This window comes from Alphaproteobacteria bacterium (assembly GCA_024244705.1).
In the GTDB taxonomy this organism is placed as follows: domain Bacteria; phylum Pseudomonadota; class Alphaproteobacteria; order JAAEOK01; family JAAEOK01; genus JAAEOK01.
In genome coordinates, this window is sequence record JAAEOK010000112.1 from 76,394 (window position 1) to 95,906 (window position 19,513).

Annotated in this window: 22 protein-coding genes; 3 read left to right on the forward strand and 19 right to left on the reverse strand. The window is 59.7% G+C overall.

Features of this window, described 5'->3' with window-relative positions:
* Positions 1-124: 124 nt before the first annotated feature.
* The 8 genes from thiL to rpiB form a co-directional block, all read right to left on the reverse strand.
* Entirely contained in the window at positions 125-1,111 is a 987-nt protein-coding gene (gene thiL / locus GY791_20560; GenBank protein MCP4330788.1) for a thiamine-phosphate kinase, read from the reverse strand.
* The gene (gene nusB / locus GY791_20565) at positions 1,098-1,595 is read right to left on the reverse strand and encodes a transcription antitermination factor NusB (GenBank protein ID MCP4330789.1); all 498 of its coding nucleotides are present in this window, start codon (positions 1,593-1,595) and stop codon (positions 1,098-1,100) included. The genes thiL and nusB overlap by 14 nt, the downstream gene beginning before the upstream one ends.
* Positions 1,592-2,038: a 6,7-dimethyl-8-ribityllumazine synthase gene (locus GY791_20570; protein ID MCP4330790.1), complete on the reverse strand. Its 447-nt coding sequence runs from the start codon at positions 2,036-2,038 to the stop codon at positions 1,592-1,594. The genes nusB and GY791_20570 overlap by 4 nt, the downstream gene beginning before the upstream one ends.
* Entirely contained in the window at positions 2,035-3,096 is a 1,062-nt protein-coding gene (gene ribB, locus GY791_20575) for a 3,4-dihydroxy-2-butanone-4-phosphate synthase (protein ID MCP4330791.1), read from the reverse strand. Before ribB ends, GY791_20570 begins: the two co-directional genes overlap by 4 nt.
* A 65-nt stretch (positions 3,097-3,161) precedes the next feature.
* Positions 3,162-3,755 carry a riboflavin synthase gene (locus tag GY791_20580; protein ID MCP4330792.1) on the reverse strand — a complete coding sequence of 198 codons (594 nt, stop codon included), beginning with the start codon at positions 3,753-3,755 and terminating at the stop codon, positions 3,162-3,164.
* A gap of 10 nt (positions 3,756-3,765) precedes the next feature.
* The gene (gene ribD / locus GY791_20585; GenBank protein MCP4330793.1) at positions 3,766-4,845 is read right to left on the reverse strand and encodes a bifunctional diaminohydroxyphosphoribosylaminopyrimidine deaminase/5-amino-6-(5-phosphoribosylamino)uracil reductase RibD; all 1,080 of its coding nucleotides are present in this window, start codon (positions 4,843-4,845) and stop codon (positions 3,766-3,768) included.
* A gap of 19 nt (positions 4,846-4,864) precedes the next feature.
* Positions 4,865-5,323, reverse strand: coding sequence for a transcriptional repressor NrdR (gene nrdR / locus GY791_20590; GenBank protein ID MCP4330794.1), 459 nt, complete (start codon positions 5,321-5,323; stop codon positions 4,865-4,867).
* A 127-nt stretch (positions 5,324-5,450) separates the two neighbouring features.
* A complete protein-coding gene (gene rpiB / locus GY791_20595) occupies positions 5,451-5,915 on the reverse strand; it encodes a ribose 5-phosphate isomerase B (protein ID MCP4330795.1) in 465 nt (154 codons plus the stop codon).
* 453 nt (positions 5,916-6,368) lie between these two features.
* Here rpiB and GY791_20600 point away from each other — a divergent pair, with 453 nt between their 5' ends.
* Positions 6,369-6,803, forward strand: coding sequence for a MucR family transcriptional regulator (locus GY791_20600; GenBank protein MCP4330796.1), 435 nt, complete (start codon positions 6,369-6,371; stop codon positions 6,801-6,803).
* Between the two features lie 139 nt (positions 6,804-6,942).
* Here the strand turns inward: GY791_20600 and GY791_20605 are convergent, their stop codons facing one another.
* From GY791_20605 to GY791_20635, 7 genes are all read right to left on the reverse strand, one after another.
* Positions 6,943-8,058 carry a branched-chain amino acid ABC transporter substrate-binding protein gene (locus tag GY791_20605; protein ID MCP4330797.1) on the reverse strand — a complete coding sequence of 372 codons (1,116 nt, stop codon included), beginning with the start codon at positions 8,056-8,058 and terminating at the stop codon, positions 6,943-6,945.
* 166 nt (positions 8,059-8,224) lie between these two features.
* A complete protein-coding gene (locus GY791_20610; protein ID MCP4330798.1) occupies positions 8,225-8,566 on the reverse strand; it encodes a hypothetical protein in 342 nt (113 codons plus the stop codon).
* 17 nt (positions 8,567-8,583) lie between these two features.
* Positions 8,584-9,303 carry an ABC transporter ATP-binding protein gene (locus tag GY791_20615; protein ID MCP4330799.1) on the reverse strand — a complete coding sequence of 240 codons (720 nt, stop codon included), beginning with the start codon at positions 9,301-9,303 and terminating at the stop codon, positions 8,584-8,586.
* Between the two features lie 3 nt (positions 9,304-9,306).
* Positions 9,307-10,128, reverse strand: coding sequence for an ATP-binding cassette domain-containing protein (locus tag GY791_20620; GenBank protein MCP4330800.1), 822 nt, complete (start codon positions 10,126-10,128; stop codon positions 9,307-9,309).
* A gap of 71 nt (positions 10,129-10,199) precedes the next feature.
* Entirely contained in the window at positions 10,200-11,714 is a 1,515-nt protein-coding gene (gene livM, locus GY791_20625; GenBank protein ID MCP4330801.1) for a high-affinity branched-chain amino acid ABC transporter permease LivM, read from the reverse strand.
* A gap of 3 nt (positions 11,715-11,717) precedes the next feature.
* A complete protein-coding gene (locus tag GY791_20630) occupies positions 11,718-12,629 on the reverse strand; it encodes a branched-chain amino acid ABC transporter permease LivH (GenBank protein MCP4330802.1) in 912 nt (303 codons plus the stop codon).
* Positions 12,630-12,923: 294 nt separating this feature from the next.
* Complete coding sequence (locus GY791_20635) at positions 12,924-13,529, reverse strand: MarR family transcriptional regulator (protein MCP4330803.1); 606 nt, start codon at positions 13,527-13,529, stop codon at positions 12,924-12,926.
* 141 nt (positions 13,530-13,670) lie between these two features.
* Between GY791_20635 and GY791_20640 the strand changes: the two genes are divergently transcribed.
* Positions 13,671-14,546 (forward strand): RNA polymerase factor sigma-32, encoded by an 876-nt coding sequence (locus tag GY791_20640; GenBank protein MCP4330804.1) that lies wholly within the window; start codon positions 13,671-13,673, stop codon positions 14,544-14,546.
* Between the two features lie 37 nt (positions 14,547-14,583).
* Here GY791_20640 and GY791_20645 read toward each other — a convergent pair whose 3' ends face one another.
* From GY791_20645 to GY791_20660, 4 genes are all read right to left on the reverse strand, one after another.
* Complete coding sequence (locus GY791_20645; GenBank protein MCP4330805.1) at positions 14,584-15,063, reverse strand: winged helix DNA-binding protein; 480 nt, start codon at positions 15,061-15,063, stop codon at positions 14,584-14,586.
* Positions 15,064-15,129: 66 nt separating this feature from the next.
* Positions 15,130-16,026 (reverse strand): 3-hydroxyisobutyrate dehydrogenase, encoded by an 897-nt coding sequence (gene mmsB, locus GY791_20650; GenBank protein ID MCP4330806.1) that lies wholly within the window; start codon positions 16,024-16,026, stop codon positions 15,130-15,132.
* Positions 16,027-16,054: 28 nt separating this feature from the next.
* A complete protein-coding gene (locus GY791_20655; protein MCP4330807.1) occupies positions 16,055-17,119 on the reverse strand; it encodes an enoyl-CoA hydratase/isomerase family protein in 1,065 nt (354 codons plus the stop codon).
* 4 nt (positions 17,120-17,123) lie between these two features.
* Positions 17,124-18,263 carry an acyl-CoA dehydrogenase gene (locus tag GY791_20660; GenBank protein ID MCP4330808.1) on the reverse strand — a complete coding sequence of 380 codons (1,140 nt, stop codon included), beginning with the start codon at positions 18,261-18,263 and terminating at the stop codon, positions 17,124-17,126.
* Positions 18,264-18,399: 136 nt separating this feature from the next.
* Here GY791_20660 and hemB point away from each other — a divergent pair, with 136 nt between their 5' ends.
* Positions 18,400-19,482: a porphobilinogen synthase gene (gene hemB / locus GY791_20665; GenBank protein ID MCP4330809.1), complete on the forward strand. Its 1,083-nt coding sequence runs from the start codon at positions 18,400-18,402 to the stop codon at positions 19,480-19,482.
* Positions 19,483-19,513: the final 31 nt, after the last annotated feature.

The window sequence follows — 19,513 nt, forward strand, 5'->3', positions numbered from 1 at the left end:
GGCGCGCCCCGTTTTGCAATTGGGGTCCCAACCGGCGGCGGTCAGAAAGTCGCGCGGAAAATGCCAGAATCCTCGCTGCAACGCAACAACGGGGTCAAATCAGTTTGGAACGGCGAAATCGCCTTCAAAAATGCCGGTATCCGCCGCCGTCAATCTCGATCATCCGACCGTCGTGGCCGCGAACCTTGACCTCGGGTTCGGCCAAAAAACAGCCGATTTCCGTAATCGCGGTTCCAAGCTTCTCGGCAATGCCAAGTATCCCGCTGGTTTCCGATTCGGGTGCCGCAAACAGCAGCTCATAATCGTCACCGCCGGTGATCGCGAGCCGAGTCAAGCCGTCATCGGCGGCGATTTGCCGCTTCGCGGCAGCGGAAACCGGAACGCGGTCCAGCCAGATCTCCGCGCCGACGCCCGACGCGCTGGCCACGTGCCGGAGATCGGCAACCAAGCCATCGGAAACGTCGATCATGGCATGGACCATGCCGGCGAGGTGAAGGCCGAGGGCCACTCGCGGCCGGGGTAGCAAATAACGGTCGATCAGCGGTGCGACGTCGGGATTGTCGGCAGCCATGCCAGCCCGAAGCGCGCGGAGACCGAGGGCGGCGTCACCGATGGTTCCTGAAACGTAAATCCGGTCGTCTGTCCTAGCTCCGTTCCGCTTAACCGCCAGGCCCCGTTGGCATGTACCAAATGCGGTAATGGATATCGTAAGCGGCCCCGGTGTCGCGACCGTGTCGCCACCGATCAGCGACAGCTCGAACATCTCCTGGTCGACGGCCAACCCGGCGGCGAACTCCGCTATCCAGTCCTCGGATATGCTGTGCGGTAGCGCAAGTCCCAACGTGTAGGCCACGGGCTGCGCCGCCATCGCGGCGAGATCCGATAGGTTAACGCGGAGCGCCTTACGCGCCACGCCGCCGGCTTTGTCCTCGCGGCGGAAATGGACGCCTTCGACCAAGACATCGGTGGTTATGACCACTTCTTCATCGGCATCGGCGCTGAGCACAGCGGCATCGTCGAGTAAATTGAACGCGCCCCAATACTCCGCGGCCAAGGGGGCGAAGTACCGCGCGATCAGTCCGAATTCGTCGCTGCCATCATTCTCGGCCATCGCATTGGCCCTCAAATTCCTCCCGACGCAGGGTGCGAGCCATCCGATCAAGCACGCCGTTTACAAGTCCCAGTTCCTTGCCGTCAAAAAACGACCGCGCGATATCCACATACTCCGAAATCACCACGCGGGCCGGAACATCGAGACGGTTGCGAAGCTCGTAGCCGCCGAGGCGAAGCATCGCCTTGAGTACCCGGTCAAGGCGATGAAGCGGCCATTCCGGCGCGAGTACGTCACCGATTATCCGGTCAAGATCCGCACAATCGGCCGACGCATTACGGACCAGCTCATCGAAGTACGAACGATCGGCATCCGCCCTCGGGGCGCCGTCCAGGTCACCCCCGAGGCGGTACTGCGCGAATTCGCCGACCACCTTATCAACCGAAAGATCGGTCATATCGAGTTGATAGAGCGCCTGAATCGCCGCCAGACGGGCCATACTGCGTGCGCCGGCGACTGTTGCCTCGTTTCGTCGGACGTTCATTCGACACCAAGGCGGCGGCGGAGCGCGATCATGTCGAGGCAGGCGGTGGCGCCACTTCCGCCCTTGTCCATTTTTTCGACCGATGCCCGCGTCCACGCCTGTTCCCTGTCCTCTACGGTCAGAATTCCATAGCCAATCGCGAGGCCATGTCGAACCGCGAGATCTTGAAGGCCCCGTGCGCTCTCGCCGCAGACGTAGTCATAATGGCTGGTCTCCCCGCGGATGACGCATCCCAGAGCAACGTAGCCATCGTAAGAAATCGGGCCGCGACTGAGGTGGGCCATCCGGATGGCGGCTGGGATTTCGAAGGCGCCCGGCACCGCAATACGATCGTGGGTAGCGCCCGACCGTTCCAAGGCGGCGACAGCGCCCCGCGCCAACTCATCGGCGATGTCTTCATAAAAGCGTGATTCGACGATGAGAATGTTCGTCCGATCGCTCACGAGGTCACCTCCGGCGACGTGATCGGCCGCCGCTCGACAATTCGCAACCCGTAGCCCTCGAGACCAATGACCGTGCGGTTGGAATTGGTCAACAAGATCATGTCGTGGACACCGCTATCCAGGAGAATCTGTGCGCCCACGCCGTAGTCGCGAAGCTCCCGGTCTCCGCCCTCACCCGCAGCCGCAGACTTCCCAGCGACGCGGTCGGAAAGGCTGGTCGCTCGAGGTTCCCGGATGACGACCACGACCCCATTTCCCTTCTCGCCGATCATCTCCATCGAGGCCTGGAGGTCGGCGGCGCCGGATCGTCTCTCGCCAAGCACATCGCCGAGCACATTCAGGGCATGCATGCGAACGAGTGTCGGTTGACCGTCGTCGATTTCGCCCTTGATAAGCGCCAGGTGCTCCGCATAGGCGACCGTGTTCTTGTAGACGATCATACGCCACTCGCCGCCATACCGGCTGGTGAACGGGCGTTCGGCGATCCGTTCCACGATGCGGTCATTGCGCCGGCGATACGCAATCAAATCCGCGATCGTTGCAATCTTAAGGCTGTGTTGTGCCGCGAAGCCGACAAGGTCAGGGAGCCGGGCCATGGTCCCATCGTCGTTCATCACCTCGCAAATCACCGCCGCCGGTCTCAGACCGGCAAGTCTCGCTATATCGACCGATGCTTCGGTGTGCCCCGCGCGCACGAGAACACCGCCATCGCGCGCGACCAATGGAAATACGTGGCCCGGGCTCACGATGTCCTCGCGACCACTATTGGGGTCGGTCGCGATCGAGATGGTCCGCGCACGGTCGGGGGCGGATATCCCGGTCGTTATCCCGTCGCGGGCCTCGATCGAAACGGTAAACGCGGTCTGGTGGCGCGAGAGATTATCGTGCGTCATCAAGGAAATGCCGAGATGTTCGACACGGTCTCGGGTCAGCGCGAGGCAAATCAGGCCGCGCCCGTATTTGGCCATGAAATTTATCGCCTCGGGTGTTGCCATTTGCGCCGGAACAATCAGGTCCCCTTCGTTCTCGCGCGCCTCGTCATCGACGAGAATGATCATGCGGCCATTGCGTGCTTCGTCGATGATCTCTTCGATAGGCGATAGGTATGTTCGGTCCGATTCGTTCACGACTGCTCCCTCAGGCGGGCAACGTATCGCGCCAGCATGTCGATTTCTACGTTCACCGGTTGCCCCTCGGTCAATGTTCCCAATGTCGTATGCTCTTGCGTAAAGGGGATGACATTGGTGTCGAAACGGTCGGCCGTCACACCGTTTACCGTCAGTGAAACGCCGTCTATCGCAACCGAGCCCTTCTCCGCAATGTATTTCGCCAGTCCGGTGTGAACCTGAAACACATAGCGGCAGCTAGTCCCGTCGGGTGCTATCGAAACCACGGCAGCGACACCGTCGACGTGGCCGCTGACAATATGACCGCCCATTTCGTCACCCAACCGCAACGCACGTTCCAGATTGACCCGAGAGCCGGCAGTCCAGTTCCCGAGCGTAGTACGCGCTAGGGTCTCGTTGGAGGCATCGACGACGAACCAGTCCGGTCCCTTGTCGACCACGGTCAGGCATACGCCCGAGCACGAGATCGAGGCGCCAAGGGCGACGGTCTCGGTTTCGTAGCCGGTCTCGATGGTGAGACGGAGACCGCCCTCCCCCAATCCGTCGACCGCACGTACGCAGCCAACATCGGTGACAATGCCTGTGAACATGCCGGCTAACCTAGTGGCGGGCGCGGTAGGTTTCCAGAATATCGTTGCCCACGACTTCCACAGCCCGCCGCTCGAAGGTAGGTGCATCGGCGATATCCGCGAGGGCGAGTTCCGAAACGATCGGCCGGCCGCCTTGTCCGAACATGCGGGGCGCGCGAAACAAAGCCAATTCGTCGACCACGCCAGCTTTCACAAAAGCAGTGGCAATACCGGCGCCGCCTTCGACGAGCAGACGGGTTATTCCCCGGTTGGCGAGCAGCGACAACACCCCATCGACAACCGCCGAATCGTCTTCGGCACCAGCCAGCGGAATGACCTCCGCACCGACTTCCGCCAACCGCGCGTGCCATTCGGTCTCCTCACCAGGCGCGGTAAAAACCCAGGTAGGCACACGCGACGCACTCTCGACCAAAGCAAGACTTGGCTCCATGCGGCGACGCCGGTCGACGACGATGCGGATCGGCGAGCGGTCTTCCAATCCCGGAAGGCGGCAGGTCAGCATCGGATTGTCGGTCACCGCGGTCTCGCTACCGATCAGAATGGCGTCGTGGACGGCCCGCAGGTGATGGGCACGGCGGCGTGCCGGCTCGCCCGTAATCCATTTGCTTTGGCCGGTTTGGGCCGCGATTCTGCCGTCGAGGGTCGTCGCGGCCTTCAATGTTACCATCGGCCGGCCCCGTTCGATGCGGCTGAAAAAACCGGCATTCAGATCGACCGCAGCCTCGCGGCGCACTCCCATTTCAACTTGGATACCAGCTTGGCGCAGCATATTGGCGCCCCCGCCCGCCACACGAGGATCGGGATCCTCGGCCGCGACCACGGCCCGGGCGATCCCGGCATCGACCAATGCCTCGGCACAAGGAGGGGTGCGGCCGTGGTGGGCGCACGGCTCCAGCGTGACATAGGCGGTGGCGCCCCTGGCTTGGCCCCTCGCCCGGGCCAACGCCTCGGTCTCGGCATGCGGCCGGCCTGTGGGTTGAGTCCAACCGCGGCCGACGATACGCCGACCGGTAACGACGACGCAGCCAACAGCGGGATTCGGTGATACACGACCGAGACCGCGTGCGGCAAGCCGCAGCGCCAGTTCCATGAAATCGGCATCCGACACTCTAGGATTCGTCCCCGCCGAGCTTGCCGATGAAGTCCTCGAAATCCTTGGCCTCGCGGAAATTGCGATAGACCGATGCGAAACGGACATAGGCGACCTGATCGACATTGGCCAAAGCGTCCATGATCATTTCGCCGACAACAGAAGAGGGTATCTCGTTTTCGCCGGAACTTTCCAGGCGCCGAACGATCCCATTCACCATACGTTCGATCCGCTCGTCATCGACCGGCCGTTTGCGCAATGCTACGCGCACAGACCGAATAAGCTTGTCGCGGTCGAACGGCGCGCGCTGTCCATTCTTTTTGATGATTACCAGGTCTCGAAGCTGGACCCGCTCGAATGTCGTGAACCGCGACCCGCATGCGGGACAAAACCGTCTCCGACGAATCGCTGCGCCATCTTCAGTGGGTCGCGAATCCTTGACCTGCGTATCTTCGTTGCCGCAAAAAGGACAGCGCATGCCTCTCCCTCTCCGTACGCGACCGGCGATGCCGGTTTAATCGATTCCACGCCGCAAATGGTCAGCCTGATTTGCCCATTTGCAAACGCACTCCTTTTGGTCCCGCCCCGATTCACGGAGCATGGCGTTAGTCACCAGGTGCCGCCGCCGCGGCAATTGAATCGAGCTTATCGACTCGGCGTGCATGACGGCCGCCTTCAAATTCAGTTTCAAGGAACGCCCGCAGGCAGCGCTTGGCCGTGTCGAGATCGGTGAAACGTGATCCAAGTGCGAGCACATTTGCGTCATTGTGCCGCCGCGCCAAGCGGGCTGCCTCCTCTGTATAACAGGGTGCCGCACGGATCCCGCGATGACGATTGGCGGCCATGCTGATTCCGATGCCGCTGCCGCAAACGAGAACGCCCCGACGCGCCCGACCGTCATGTATTGCTGCCGCCAGCGCATCGGCAAAATCCGGGTAATCGACGCTGTCTTCACTATTCGCACCGAGATCGAGGACTTCATAGCCCAGCGAACTCAGCTCATGGCCGATGTCGCATTTCAGCCCGTAGCCCGCATGATCGGACGCGATTGCGATGATATCGGTGGTCATGGGCCGAAACTAGTGTCCTCACCGTCAAGACGGGGTTCATAAGGTAGCGCGATTGGACTTACCATATATCGCGGCGCAATGCCATCGAGACACTACTTCTGCCATGCCCTTTGGCCAATCGACCGCGGCAATGCTTCCCGAGATGACGAGTATTGATCGCCTGCGCCCGACCCCAAGACAGACAAGCCAAAACCCAAGAAATCAGCCGAATTAGAACTTTAAAGGGCGAGTATATCGATCTTTCCCGCCGCCCCGTCTTTTGTTGCGCGGGCTAGGTTCTCTTGCCAAACAGGCCAATGCAGATCTCCAGAAGATCACCGGGACCACAAATATCTTGAATACACTAAGAATATATAGAGTAAGAAAGAAGAACCTCGCAAAGTATTATTGACACTGCACTCCGGCGGTGTAAAGTGCGCCGCTGATACTAAAAAGAATGTGGATGGCTAAGAAATGAGTGAAGAAAACACTGCGCGTGTGCAATTGTTGACAATGACGGCGCAGGTTGCCGCGTCGTATTTCGGCAACAATGTCGTCCCCGCAACGCAAATCCCCGAGGTCATCAAATCGGTCTATGGCTCCTTGGCTTCGCTGGATGGGCAGTCCGATGGCACGGGACAATCAAGCCAGAAACCGGCCGTCCCGATCCGCCGCTCGGTGACGCCGGACTTCGTCATCTGCCTCGAGGACGGCAAGAAGCTGAAAATGCTGAAGCGGCACTTGCGTACTACCTATGGCCTGACGCCCGAGGAATACCGGGTAAAATGGGGACTGCCCCCGGACTATCCGATGGTGGCCCCCAATTATGCCAAACAGCGGTCCAACTTCGCCAAGAAGATTGGCCTCGGCCGGAAGCCGCGGACGACGAAGCGGCGCCGGAAAAAGTAGCGAGTTTTTGTTTGGTCGGACGGGCGGCGGAAATACACGGTCCGGTTCTCGCACCCAATTCGACGTCACAACAAGTCATAGAAAAAGGCCCGGCGAGAAATCTCGCCGGGCCTTTCGTATTTAGACCAGATAAGTCGATTTACATCTGGTTGTATTTGCCGCTTTCCCAAATGTACCAGACATATTCGGGGTTCATGACATCACCCTTTTCGTCAAAGGTGATTGGACCGATAACGGTCTCATAGGTCTTACCCGATTTCATCACTTCGGCAATCTTTTCGGCGTCAAAGGACCCGGCCTCGGTGGCGGCATCCGCCCAGACCTGAAACGCCGCATAGGTGTAGAGCGTATAGCCCTCGGGCTCGTAATTGTCGGCCCGGAACCGTTCGACGACAGCGAGCGCTCCGTCCTTGGCGCGCGGATCCGGCTGGAAGGTCATCAGAGTTCCGTGTCCGGCGTCGCCGGTAATCTTCCAGTACTCATCGGTAACCAGCGCATCGCCGGAAACGAGCTGCGGCTTATAGCCTTGCTCATGGGCCTGCCGAATGATCAGACCGGCCTCCGTGTGGTAGCCGCCGACATAGATTGCATCGATATTGGCGGCCTTCATCTTGGTCACGAGCGCCGAGTAATCCTTTTCGCCGGCGGTATAGGCCTCATACATGGCCTCGTTGACACCATTGCGGTTCAGATTGAGCTTGGTCTCGTCGGCCAGGCCTTTGCCGTAGGCGGTCTTGTCATGAAGGATGGCGACTTTCTTGCCCTTGAACTTGTCGGCCAAGTACATGCCAGCGGTAATGCCTTGGTAGTCGTCACGGCCACAGACGCGCAGCGTCGTGTTCCAGCCTTTCTCGGCAGCATCCTCGGTGTAGGCAGGATTCGTCGAGGCCGGAGAAACCTGGAGGATGCCTTCCTCGGCATAGACCGCCGAAGCGGGGATCGAAGAGCCGGAGCAGAAATGACCGGCCATGAAGACGACGCCCTTGCCGACCATGTCGTTGGCAACCGCGACCGCTTGCTTGGGGTCGCAGGCATCGTCACCGATGCTCAACGAAAGCTGTTCGCCATTGACGCCACCGGCGGCATTGATGTCATTGACCGCCATTTCCGCGCCGCGCTGCATTTGCTCGCCGAACGACGCGTACTGACCGGTCATGGGCCCCGCGGTCGCAACTTCTACGTCGGCCTGGGCCGCCGCGGCGCCCAGAGCCGTCGCCGCTGCCGCGGCAAGAATTGTGAGTTTAAAGCTAGCCATAGGATTACTTCTCCCTGTTGGAAAAAAACCGGGTCGACATTACCCGGTCGAGCCGACTGCCCCCGTGCAAGAGGCAGGATTAAGGCGGTTGACGTCATTGTAGCACGCAGCAACCGCGCAGCAAGACTCCGATACGGACCGGTCCCCGCTACACATCGCCGCGCCCTCAACCACGCTTCCGCCATGAAAGTGGCGTCGATTGCACGTACAACCAAGGATATTGCCGCACCATCTGGCGGACCCGAGTCAATCGGTAGCCAAACAGACAAATCGCTGTCAGCACCGCCGTACATACGACGAATCCGGATATCGAAAGCAATTCGCCATCAAACAAAGAATAGGCGAAAAAACGATTGGCCAAACCAAGCAGGGCCGAATAGGGAAATGCCTGCGAAATCGGCCGCCAGGTCAGGGCAAGACCCTGCCCTGTCATGAAGGCGGCGAAACCGAGCAGGATGACCGTTAGACCGACAAAAACGGTGACCGAGGAGCCGAGAAGACTTTCCATCCCGCTACCTGCCCGAGCTAAACTTTTGCATGTCCGCCCTCGAGATAGGCCGACCGGACTTCGTCGTTGGCCAACAATTCGTTACCGGTCCCGGTCATGAGGATTTTGCCATTCGCCATCACATAGCCACGGTGGGCGAGGCGAAGCGCGTGAAAGGCATTCTGCTCGACCAGGAACACGGTTACGCCCTGCTCACGGTTTACCTCTTCGATGACCTGGAAAATTTGTTTCACGATGAGCGGCGCCAGACCCAACGAGGGCTCGTCGAGCAGCAAAAGCCGCGGCCGGCTCATCAGGGCGCGTCCGATGGCGAGCATTTGCTGTTCGCCGCCCGACAATGTCCCGCCACGCTGACCTTGCCGCTCCCTGAGAATGGGAAACAAGCTAAACACGCGCTCGAGATCGAAATCGTAATGCTCCAAGTCGGCGGTCAGCGCGCCCATCTGGAGGTTCTCGAGTACGGTCATGCGTGGAAAAATGCGCCGTCCCTCGGGCGACTGGGCAATGCCCATATGGACAATTTCGAAGGTCGGACGGCGGGTAATTTCTATGCCCTCGAAAACAACCGCGCCTTCCCGCGCTTGCGGGTTTCCGCAAATCGTCATCAGCGTCGTCGACTTGCCAGCACCGTTGGCGCCGATCAGGGTTACGATCTCGCCGGCATTGACCTCGAGGTCGATGCCGCGAAGGGCCTCGATGTTGCCGTAGAAAGTATGAATGCCGGACAGGGACAGCATCTTCTAGCCCTCATCCTGCGGTGGCGGAGTGATGTTGGCCATGATCTCGGGGGGCAGTTCCTTGTCCTCTTCTTCGCCAAGATAGGCGCGAATGACGTTCGGATCATGCCGAACTTGCTCCGGCGATCCATCGGAGATTTTCTTGCCATAATCGAGCACAACGATGTGATCCGAGATTTCCATCACCACACTCATATCGTGCTCAATCAACAGCACGCCGATTTCATGTTCATCACGGATATAGATCAACAGCTCGTTCAGCTCGCCTGATTCCCGCGGATTCAGGCCGGCCGCCGGTTCGTCCAGACAAAGCATGACCGGTTCGGTACACATGGCACGGGCGATCTCCAGCCGTCGCTGCGCGCCATAGGGTAAATTTCCGGCGTTCCAGTCGGCACGGTCGGTCAGTCGCACGCGGTCTAGCCAGTACTTCGCCAGTTCGACCGCGTCGTGCTCCGCGCTGCGGTACACCGGCAGGCCAAATAGGCCCAACAAGGTGTAGCCCGAAGCCCGCATCAGCTTGTTGTGTTGCGCGACGACCAGGTTCTCCAGAGCCGTCATCTGCGAGAACAGGCGTATGTTCTGGAACGTTCTCGCCACACCCGCCTTTTGCGAAATGCGGAATCCCTCGCTCTGTTCGAGAAGGATACGTCCATGCTGCGGATGATGAAGCGAAAGACGCCCCACCGTTGGCCGATAGAACCCTGTCAGGCAATTGAACACCGTCGTCTTGCCGGCACCGTTCGGTCCGATTATCGCGGTGATTTCCCGGTCCTTGGCCCGGAACGAAACGTCGTCGATCGCCACCAAGCCGCCGAAGCGCATGGTCAAGTGCTCGACATCTAGCAAGATGTTGCCGTCCCCGGACAAACCGGCACTTTCCGCCGCCGGCACGCTCACGGGCCGCCTCCACCGCCGGGCGACCCATGCCCATGAAGTCGCAGCGTGGGTTCGCGGTGGGCGAGCAATCCGCTTGGTCGCCACAGCATAATCAGCACCATTCCACCACCAAACGCCAACATGCGATATTGCTGCAGCTCGCGAAACAATTCCGGCATGCCGATCAATACGACGGCGGCAACGACGACTCCCAATTGACTACCCATCCCGCCCAGCACAACGATCGCGAGGATCACGGCCGATTCGATAAACGTGAAGCTTTCCGGGCTGATAAATCCCTGCCGCGTGGCGAAGAAAGAACCGGCAAAGCCGCCGAACATGGCGCCGATGCCAAACGCGGTGAGCTTGGTGTTGGTTGGATTGATGCCCAGGGACCGGCATGCGATCTCGTCTTCCCGAAGCGCCTCCCAAGCGCGACCGATCGGCAGCCTGCGAATACGGATGGTAAACAGATTCACCACCATCGCCAGTGCGATGATGATGTAATAGAGATAGATGACCCGGTCTATGGGGCTGTAGGTGAGGCCAAAAAACTCGTGGAATGTGACGTCGCCCTCGGCCGCCTTTTTTGAAAACGTAAGACCGAAAAGAGACGGGCGCGGGATACCGGAGATGCCATCCGGACCGTTGGTGAATTCATACCAATTGAGCAAAATGATGCGAACGATTTCGCCGAATCCTAACGTCACGATTGCCAGATAATCGCCACGCAGCCGAAGGACGGGAAAACCCAACAAAACGCCGAAGCTCGCGGCAAAGAAACCGGCCAGCGGTAAGCATATCCAAAAATTAAAGTCAAAATACTGGGCCAGCAACGCGAAGCTATAGGCGCCGACGGCATAAAACGCCACATACCCGAGATCGAGGAGACCGGCGAGGCCAACAACGATATTCAGGCCCCAGCCCAACATGACGTAAGTCATCACAAGCGTGCCGATGTCGACCACCCTGCGATCGGCGAAGGGCATGAATGGCAGCGCCAAGGCAAATAGAAAAATCAGCGGACCAATGTATTTCGCATAATGCTGAACCGCGGCGCCGATATGATCGAGCCGTTCTTCCATGTTTTCGCTGTCGCCGCGCCGGTCGTTTAGCCGCGATAAGGCGCGGATCGCGAATATTACCGCGACGACGACGATCATCCACGCCACGATTGGATCGTTGAAGGGTCGAAGCTTGGCCAAGCCGGCAGCCACTTCCGGGTCCAGGAAATACTTGGATAGCAGTATGAGGACCAAATACGCGGCAACCACGGCGCTGCCGACGAGGACCATGAAGGGGCGGTTTTCGCGGAGGCCGATCAATGCCAATCGACCGAGAAATCCGAACACGCCTGCCGTGAGGACATCGACAAATCGGGTGGCCAATTCCATGCCGCCGGGCACGTCCTTGATATGGAAGCCGACGAGCGGAAACGCCAACGCGCAGATGACAAACGCGGTGAGACCCGCTTCCTTCAACGCCGCCGCGGAATCAAAGCGCCGATGACCGGGCAGAGCGAGTTCGGCCATGGCTCAAACCTTCTCCATCTCGGGTTTGCCAAGTAGTCCGGTCGGCCGGAAGATCAGAATCAGCACCAGCACACCAAATGCAGCGACGTCTTTGTACTCGACGGTGAAATAGCCCGACCAGAACGTTTCGATCAGACCGATCAACAGACCCCCGAGCATGGCGCCCGGCAGCGAGCCGATACCGCCGAGGACCGCGGCCGTGAACGCCTTGAGGCCGGCCAGGAACCCGATAAAGAAGTCGATCACGCCCCAATAGAGAACAGCCATCATGCCGGCGACCGCGGCCAAGCCGGCGCCCATGACGAAGGTCAACGATATCGTGCGGTCGACATTGACGCCGACCAGCGCCGCCATGCCGCGATCCTGTTCGCAGGCCCGCTGTGCCCTGCCCAAGGGCGATCGCGCGATCATCAAAGAGAACGCGATCATCAGGCAAACCGTCAGCACGATAATGAAGACCTGCAAATAGCTCATCTGAACGACAAACCCGGTGTCGGATTCAACGATCGCGAAGCCGCCCGAGAATACCGGCGGCAACGGCTTGTTCCGCGCGCCCTGCAACAACTGCACGTAATTCTGGAAAAAAATCGACATACCGATGGCGGAGATCAGGGCAGCCAACCGCGGAGACCCGCGCAGGGGCCGGTAGGCCACCCGTTCCAAGGACCAACCGTAAATCGACGCAAACAGCATCGAGAACAGCAATACGATGATCAGCGCCAACGGCAACCAAGCATCGATACCGATCAGAAGGAACATGATGATCGAGCAGAAGGCGCCGATCATGTAGATCTCGCCGTGCGCGAAATTGATCATTCCGATGATCCCGTAGACCATCGTGTAGCCGATGGCGATCAACCCATAGATCATGCCCAGGGTGACGCCATTGATAAGTTGCTGCAGGAAATACTCCATGCGCCCCTTTGGACCTACGCCGCTATGCTGCCGTACGGCGGTGGGAAGGTGCCGCTCGGCCTCCCCATAGGGAGCGGATGCCAAAACCAATTATTCGTTCGGTAAGCGCGACTTTGTCCGCGTTTGGCAGGCCTCACTGAACGCTCTCCACACCCTGTTCTTTGCCGGGTTCCCGTGGCGCACGGAATTTTGACGCGCCCGGCCCGTTATTGTGTCAGCGGCGAGACATAGCGCAGCCGCCTATAGGCGGCAAGTAAAATTGCGCCAACGAATCGGTGATACCGGAAACGATCGTCAGTGTCGTTCGACGGCGACGTTTTCGGGCGATTTGTGATTGACGCAGATGAGCGCGGTATCCGTCTGACGCAAGGGATCGCCAGTGAGGCCGCAGCGATGCGGGGCATCGGGTACGATATCGAGATCGCGTTCCAAATAACTACAGGTGCGGCACACTCCGAATTGTTTGCAGCCTTGTTTCGCATTGAGGCGGCCAAGCAACCGGTTGAGCCCGTCGACCAACGACGATTCGAGATTGTTCGGAAGATCCGCCGTCAACTCGTTGATTCTCTTAAGAGGATCGGCCTTCAACAACTCTTCGCCAGAGTCCGTCAATTCCAAACACGTGACCCGTCGATCGGTATCGCAAGGCACCTTATGGACGTAGCCTTTGGATGCCAAGGCGATCAACGTCTGCGACGCCGTCCCCCGTGTCGTGTTCAGAAACTGGGCCAGCCCGCCCGGGGTCCGGGAAATCCGGTTGGCGCGGCTGAGAAATCGCAATGCCTCCCACTGCGCTGGATTTAGCCCGACATCGAATTCGAGCTGCCGAGTCGTACGGCTGATACGATCAATCAGCTCTGCGACGCAGCTCCCGTAACACTTACCCTCAGAGAAATCCATGGCACGCCATTAAATATATTAGCGACTCGATATTATTCTTGCGTTCCCGCGTGAGTGCCGTTATAGTAGCGACTCGAAACTAAATCGTGCGGTCACACCAGCAGTCCGCAGATGAAATGAAGCGAATGGGTGAAAAAATCAATGGCTTCCAAATCGACTTCCTCCGATCGCGGCAATCAGCGTTTCATTTCCACCTTGATGAAGGCGCCGCTACTTGAGCGGGAGCACGAGTATGACCTGTCTCGGCGGTGGCGTGAGGAAGGCGATGAAAAGGCGCTGGATGAACTCGTGGTTAGCCATGGCCGTCTGGTGGTGAGGATCGCTTGGCGCTTTCGCGGCAGCGGACTTCCGATCGATGACCTGATTCAGGAAGGAAATTCTGGTTTGCTCGATGCCGCCGACCGGTTCGACCCTGAACGCCTGGTACGTTTTTCGACCTACGCGACGTGGTGGATCGTGGCGGCAATTCAAAACTACATTCTACGCAATTCCTCCGTTGTTCGAGTCGCGACGACGCCGACCCAGCGCCGGCTATTCTTCAATCTGCGCCGCGCGCGCGCGAAGATGCAGGCTTCTCAGGACGGGTTTACGTCGACCGATCGTGAGGCGCTCGCCGAAGAACTTGGCGTCAACGTCACCGACGTCGAGAAAATGGAGGCCCATCTATCACGGCCCGACCAATCGCTGAACACGCCGATCGGAGAGGATGACGGCGCGACCTTGCAGGACTTTTTCACTGCCGATGGCCCGTCGCCGGAGGATATTGCTCTGGATCACGAGCAAAGCCAGGCCCAGCGCAAATGGATCGATCAGGCGCTCGACAAATTGTCGCCGCGGGAGCAGGAAATCATCCAACAGCGATTTCTCTCCGACAAGAAGGCTACCCTGGCAGAGATCGGCGAGTCTTTCGGTGTAAGCAAGGAACGGATTCGTCAGATCGAAAGCAAAGCGCTGTCAAAGATGGGAACGATTCTCACAGACATCGTACATGATCGCCGGGATATCGCCGGTCACTGACGGCGATCGGACTTGTCCGTATTTCCAGGCGCGAGACCTATGCGGCGGTGCGGGAACGGCGAACCGGTGCGGCGGTGTGCGATCCGACATCGGACCAGAAATCCTCGAGACAGTGCAGCCGTGCGTTGACTTCCGTCAACTCCTGCTCGGTCATTTCTCTCGCGAGACGGACACTATGACGATCGAAGACCTCGGCCAAGCGTCGGCAAAGATCCATGCCGTCATCGGAGAGGCGCACCCGGACCGAGCGGCGATCGCGCGGTGAGCGCTGCTGGGTGACATACCCGGCCTCGATCATCTTCTTCATGTTGTATGTGACATTGGTGCCCATGTAGCAGCCGCGCTGCGTCAACTCGCCGACCGTCAATTCGTCATCGCCAATGTTATAGAGAATTAGACATTGGACGCTGTTGATGTCGTCAACCCCGAGACGGTCGAGTTCTTCCTTCACGACATCCAGAAAATGCCGGTAGAGTCGCTCGATCAACGCAACTGTTTCCAGGTAAACCGGTCTCACTGAACGTCCTCGCTTGGATTCGGCTAGGTAGGAGACCGTGTTAGCGCGAATAGATTTAAATTTCATTTAATCTCCGGGATCACCCTGAAGCATCTTGAAAATGCCCGAGAAATCGGTGCCCCTTTCGCCACTGCCGGAAAACTCTTCATACAGATCGCGGGCATGACGGCCGAGCGGTGTCGCGGCTCCCTCGCTTTGCGCCGCATCCTGCGCCAACCGCAAATCCTTGAGCATCATATCGGCCGTGAATCCGGCTTCGTAATCACGATTAGCAGGCGAAGTCGGCACCGGCCCCGGGACCGGACAATAGGTCGTCAGAGACCAGCACTGGCCCGACGATGTCGAGCTGACGTCGAACAATTTCTGTCGGTCGAGGCCGAGCCGATCGGCCAGCGCGAATGCCTCGCAGACCGCGATCATCGACACGCCAAGAACCATGTTGTTGCAGATCTTTGCGGCCTGGCCATTGCCGGCGCCGCCACAATGAACCACTGTCTTGCCCATGATCTCGAAAAGTGGCCGTGCCATCTCGAAGGCCTCGTCACTGCCGCCAACCATGAATGTCAGGGTCCCCGCAGAAGCACCGCCGACACCGCCCGAGACTGGCGCATCCAGCATTGCGAACCCAGCTTTCTCGGCATCGGCATTGGTCTCGCGCGCAGCGGCAACGTCGATTGTCGAGCAATCGATCAAAAGCGTCCCGGCTGTGGCGGCCTGCAGCACGCCGTCCGCGCCACAATAGACGGACCGGACGTGCTTGCCGGCCGGCAACATCGTTACGACTACATCGACCTCACTCGCCGCATCGGCGATGCTGCCGGCGCCGGTGCCGCCGAGGCCGGTGAACGTCTCCACGGTGTCCGCGGCAAGATCGAACCCCTTCACGTCATGGCCCGCCGTCAACAGATTGGCGGCCATCGGCCCGCCCATATTGCCGAGGCCGATAAAGCCGATTGTCGTCATTGCGTTCCTCCTCGCGCCGGCGCGGCGCTTAGTCAAAAGTCAAATCGTCGGCGCCAAGCGGTGCAAAATAGGCGTCAAGTTCATCGTCAGTAACATCGTCAGCGGAGGCATGCCGCCACTGCGGAGCGTTGTCCTTATCGATGATGACCGCCCGCACACCCTCGAAAAAATCGTGATCGGCCATGCACCGTTGGCTGAGGCGGTATTCCATGACCATCACGTCCTCAAATTCCATCGCCGCGCCCTCGCGAAGCTGTCGAAAGGCGACACGCAGGCTCATCGGCGATTTACGCCCCAAGACGACCAACGTTTTTGCCGCCCAATCGCCCGCGTCCGCCGCCAGTGCAGAGATAATATCGGCCACCGAACCGAGGCCGAAGAAACGATCGATATCCGCACGTTGTTCCGCCAGTGTCGAAGGTCCCGGATCCTCGGCCATGGCATCAAGAACCTCGTCGACGCCCTTGTCGTCGCCCGTCGGCCCGAGCGCGTCGATCAAGCGTTCGAGTTCGGACCATGGAATGTAGTGCGACGCGATGCCCGCGTATAAGCAATCCGCCGCGTTGAGGCGCGCGCCGGCCAGTCCGAGATACATGCCAATCGCACCGGGACATTGCGGCAGGAAATCGCCACCGCCGACATCGGGGAACAAACCAATTCCGGTTTCGGGCATGGCGAACAAGGTGCGCTCTGTCACTACTCGGTGACTGCCGTGGACCGAGACACCGACTCCGCCGCCCATCGTGATGCCGTCCATCAGAGCGATATAGGGCTTGGGAAAGCGGTATATTTGACGATTGAGGCGATACTCATCGCGATAGAAGTCGGCGCGATAGGTGCTCGTCCCATCGTTACGCGCGTCATAGAGCGCACGTACGTCTCCACCCGCGCAAAACGCCCGGTCCCCGGCCCCCAGGATCGCGACCGCGCCGATGTCCGGATCCGTGGCCCAATTCGCCAACGTGTCGGCCATGGCTTCGATCATCGATGCGGTCAGCGCGTTCAGCGCTCGCGGGCGATTGAGGCGGATTACCCCGAGCCCGTCGTCCCGGTCGAACAAGATTTCTGGTTCATCGCCGGTCGGTTGGGCCATCGCGCTATCCCTGCAAAATCTTGCGGGCAATGATCAATCGCATGATTTCGTTGGTGCCCTCGAGTATCTGGTGAACACGCGTGTCGCGTACGAAACGCTCAATCGGATATTCGCGCATATAGCCATAGCCACCGTGCAACTGGAGGGCCTCGTTGCACACTCGGAAACCGATATCGGTCGCCAACCGCTTGGCCATCGCACAATGCAAGGTGGCATTCGAATCCTTGTCGTCCAGCGACTGCGCCGCGCGATGGACCATCAAGCGCGCCGCATCGAGCTCGGTCGCCATATCGGCGAGGCGGAATTGGAGGGCTTGGAAATCGGCGAGTTTGTGGCCGAACTGCTGCCGCTCGCCCATATGTTGGCGGGCCGCCTCCAGGCACGCCCGCGCCGCCCCTATCGAGCACGCGGCAATATTGATCCGTCCGCCGTCGAGGCCGGCCATCGCGATCTTGAAGCCGTCGCCTTCTTCGCCGACGCGATTGGTAATCGGGACTCGGCAATCCTCCAATATCACCGCCGCGGTGGGCTGACTATTCCAGCCCATCTTCTTTTCCTGCTTTCCGAAGCTAAGGCCCGGCGTGTCCTTTTCTATAACGATCGTGGAAACGCCGCCCGGTCCATCGCCGCCGGTCCGACACATGACAACGTAGACATCGCTGGTCGAGCCGCCCGAAATAAAGGCCTTGGTCCCGTTCAACACATAATGGTTGCCGTCGCGTTCAGCCCGTGTGCGCAAGGACCCGGCATCGGAACCGGCGCCCGGTTCGGTCAAGCAATAGCTGGCAAAATGCTCCATCGAAGTAAGTTTCGGCAGCCATTGCCGGCGCTGGTCGATATTGCCGAATCCATCGATCATCCAGCACGCCATATTGTGGATCGAGATATAGGCGGCCGTCGAAGTGCATCCGGCGGACAACTCCTCGAAGATAATCGCGGCATCTAGGCGGCCGAGCCCCGCTCCGCCGACATCATCGCCGACATAGATGCCGCCAAAGCCGATATCGGCGGCCGCCCGCAGAGCATCGACCGGAAATACCTTCTCCTCGTCCCACGTCGCGGCATGCGGCGCCATCTCGTTTACAGCGAAATTGCGCGCCAAATCCTGGAAGGCGCGTTGCTCTTCTGATAGCGTGAAGTCCATGAATTTATAGCCCGGTCGGCGTGGCTGGCGTGCGGATCATAGCCGCGCCGCACCGGCTGTCAATCGCCCGCCACCATTGTCTGGAGCCGGCTGGCGCCTTAGTATCGAGTTGCGCCAATTGTTATGGATCGAGGCAATGGCAAAGAGCGGATCAAAAGTCGAGCCCTTCCTACGACCGGCGGCGATACCGTCGCACGCGGCGACCCATGGGCAATATCCTCAGGTTCGTCTGCGGCGCAATCGCCGTGACGCCTGGACCCGTCGTCTGGTGGCCGAGAACAGGTTGTCCGTCAGCGATCTGATTTGGCCGCTTTTCGTACACGATGGGTCCGAGGACGAAGTTCCGGTGGCGTCAATGCCCGGCGTCGCCCGGCTGTCTATCGCCCGGGCGGTTAAGGCCGCCGAGCACGCCGCCGCGCTCGGCATACCCGCGATTGCCGTTTTCCCGGTTATCGATCCCGAACTAAAGAGCCCCGACGGAGAAGAGGCTTGCGACCCGAACAATTTGGTCTGTCGCGCGGTTCGCGCCATTGCCGAGCGCGGGCTCGATCTCGGCATTATTTGTGATGCCGCCCTCGACCCGTTCACCAGCCACGGTCACGATGGACTGATCCGAGGAGACTATGTCGTCAACGATGAGACGGTCGAGGTTCTGTGCCGGCAATCGCTTGTTCAGGCCGCTGCTGGATGCACCGTCATCGCGCCGTCGGACATGATGGACGGACGCGTCGGCGCGATCAGGAAGGCGCTGGACGAAAACGGGTACGAGGCCGTCCGCATCCTTGCCTATTCAGCCAAATACGCGTCCGCCTTCTACGGACCGTTTCGCGATGCGGTCGGCTCGACGTTAAATCTTGGCGGCGGCGACAAACGCACCTACCAAATGGACCCGGCCAACGGAGATGAAGCATTGCGCGAAATCGCCCTCGACCTCGCGGAGGGAGCGGATATGGTCATGGTCAAACCGGGCATGCCCTATCTCGACATCATTCGCCGCATCAAGGACACCTTCGCGGTTCCAACCCTTGCCTACCAGGTCAGCGGCGAATACGCGATGCTGCGGGCTGCGGCCGACAATGGCTGGCTCGACGGCGAACGCGTGGTGATGGAGAGCCTGATCGCTTTCAAGCGCGCCGGCGCCGACGCAGTATTGACTTATGCCGCAGCCGACGTCGCGGAACGGCTGCGCGCGGCGGGCGATGTAAGAAACGATCGCTGAATCACTTCGTGCCCGCCATTTTCTGTCGGCG

Coding starts and splice junctions, on each gene's coding strand:
- GY791_20660 (MCP4330808.1), bottom strand. CDS start 18,263: ATGGACTTCACGCTATCAGAAGAGCAACGCGCCTTCCAGGATTTGGCG.
- GY791_20620 (MCP4330800.1), bottom strand. CDS start 10,128: ATGCGCTTCGGCGGCTTGGTGGCGATCGACGACGTTTCGTTCCGGGCC.
- hemB (MCP4330809.1), top strand. CDS start 18,400: ATGGCAAAGAGCGGATCAAAAGTCGAGCCCTTCCTACGACCGGCGGCG.
- mmsB (MCP4330806.1), bottom strand. CDS start 16,026: ATGACGACAATCGGCTTTATCGGCCTCGGCAATATGGGCGGGCCGATG.
- GY791_20610 (MCP4330798.1), bottom strand. CDS start 8,566: ATGGAAAGTCTTCTCGGCTCCTCGGTCACCGTTTTTGTCGGTCTAACG.
- GY791_20635 (MCP4330803.1), bottom strand. CDS start 13,529: ATGGATTTCTCTGAGGGTAAGTGTTACGGGAGCTGCGTCGCAGAGCTG.
- GY791_20600 (MCP4330796.1), top strand. CDS start 6,369: ATGAGTGAAGAAAACACTGCGCGTGTGCAATTGTTGACAATGACGGCG.
- thiL (MCP4330788.1), bottom strand. CDS start 1,111: ATGGCCGAGAATGATGGCAGCGACGAATTCGGACTGATCGCGCGGTAC.
- GY791_20630 (MCP4330802.1), bottom strand. CDS start 12,629: ATGGAGTATTTCCTGCAGCAACTTATCAATGGCGTCACCCTGGGCATG.
- ribD (MCP4330793.1), bottom strand. CDS start 4,845: ATGGAACTGGCGCTGCGGCTTGCCGCACGCGGTCTCGGTCGTGTATCA.
- GY791_20655 (MCP4330807.1), bottom strand. CDS start 17,119: ATGGCCCAACCGACCGGCGATGAACCAGAAATCTTGTTCGACCGGGAC.
- rpiB (MCP4330795.1), bottom strand. CDS start 5,915: ATGACCACCGATATCATCGCAATCGCGTCCGATCATGCGGGCTACGGG.
- nrdR (MCP4330794.1), bottom strand. CDS start 5,323: ATGCGCTGTCCTTTTTGCGGCAACGAAGATACGCAGGTCAAGGATTCG.
- GY791_20615 (MCP4330799.1), bottom strand. CDS start 9,303: ATGCTGTCCCTGTCCGGCATTCATACTTTCTACGGCAACATCGAGGCC.
- GY791_20605 (MCP4330797.1), bottom strand. CDS start 8,058: ATGGCTAGCTTTAAACTCACAATTCTTGCCGCGGCAGCGGCGACGGCT.
- livM (MCP4330801.1), bottom strand. CDS start 11,714: ATGGCCGAACTCGCTCTGCCCGGTCATCGGCGCTTTGATTCCGCGGCG.
- GY791_20640 (MCP4330804.1), top strand. CDS start 13,671: ATGGCTTCCAAATCGACTTCCTCCGATCGCGGCAATCAGCGTTTCATT.
- GY791_20580 (MCP4330792.1), bottom strand. CDS start 3,755: ATGTTCACAGGCATTGTCACCGATGTTGGCTGCGTACGTGCGGTCGAC.
- ribB (MCP4330791.1), bottom strand. CDS start 3,096: ATGATCATTCTCGTCGATGACGAGGCGCGCGAGAACGAAGGGGACCTG.
- nusB (MCP4330789.1), bottom strand. CDS start 1,595: ATGAACGTCCGACGAAACGAGGCAACAGTCGCCGGCGCACGCAGTATG.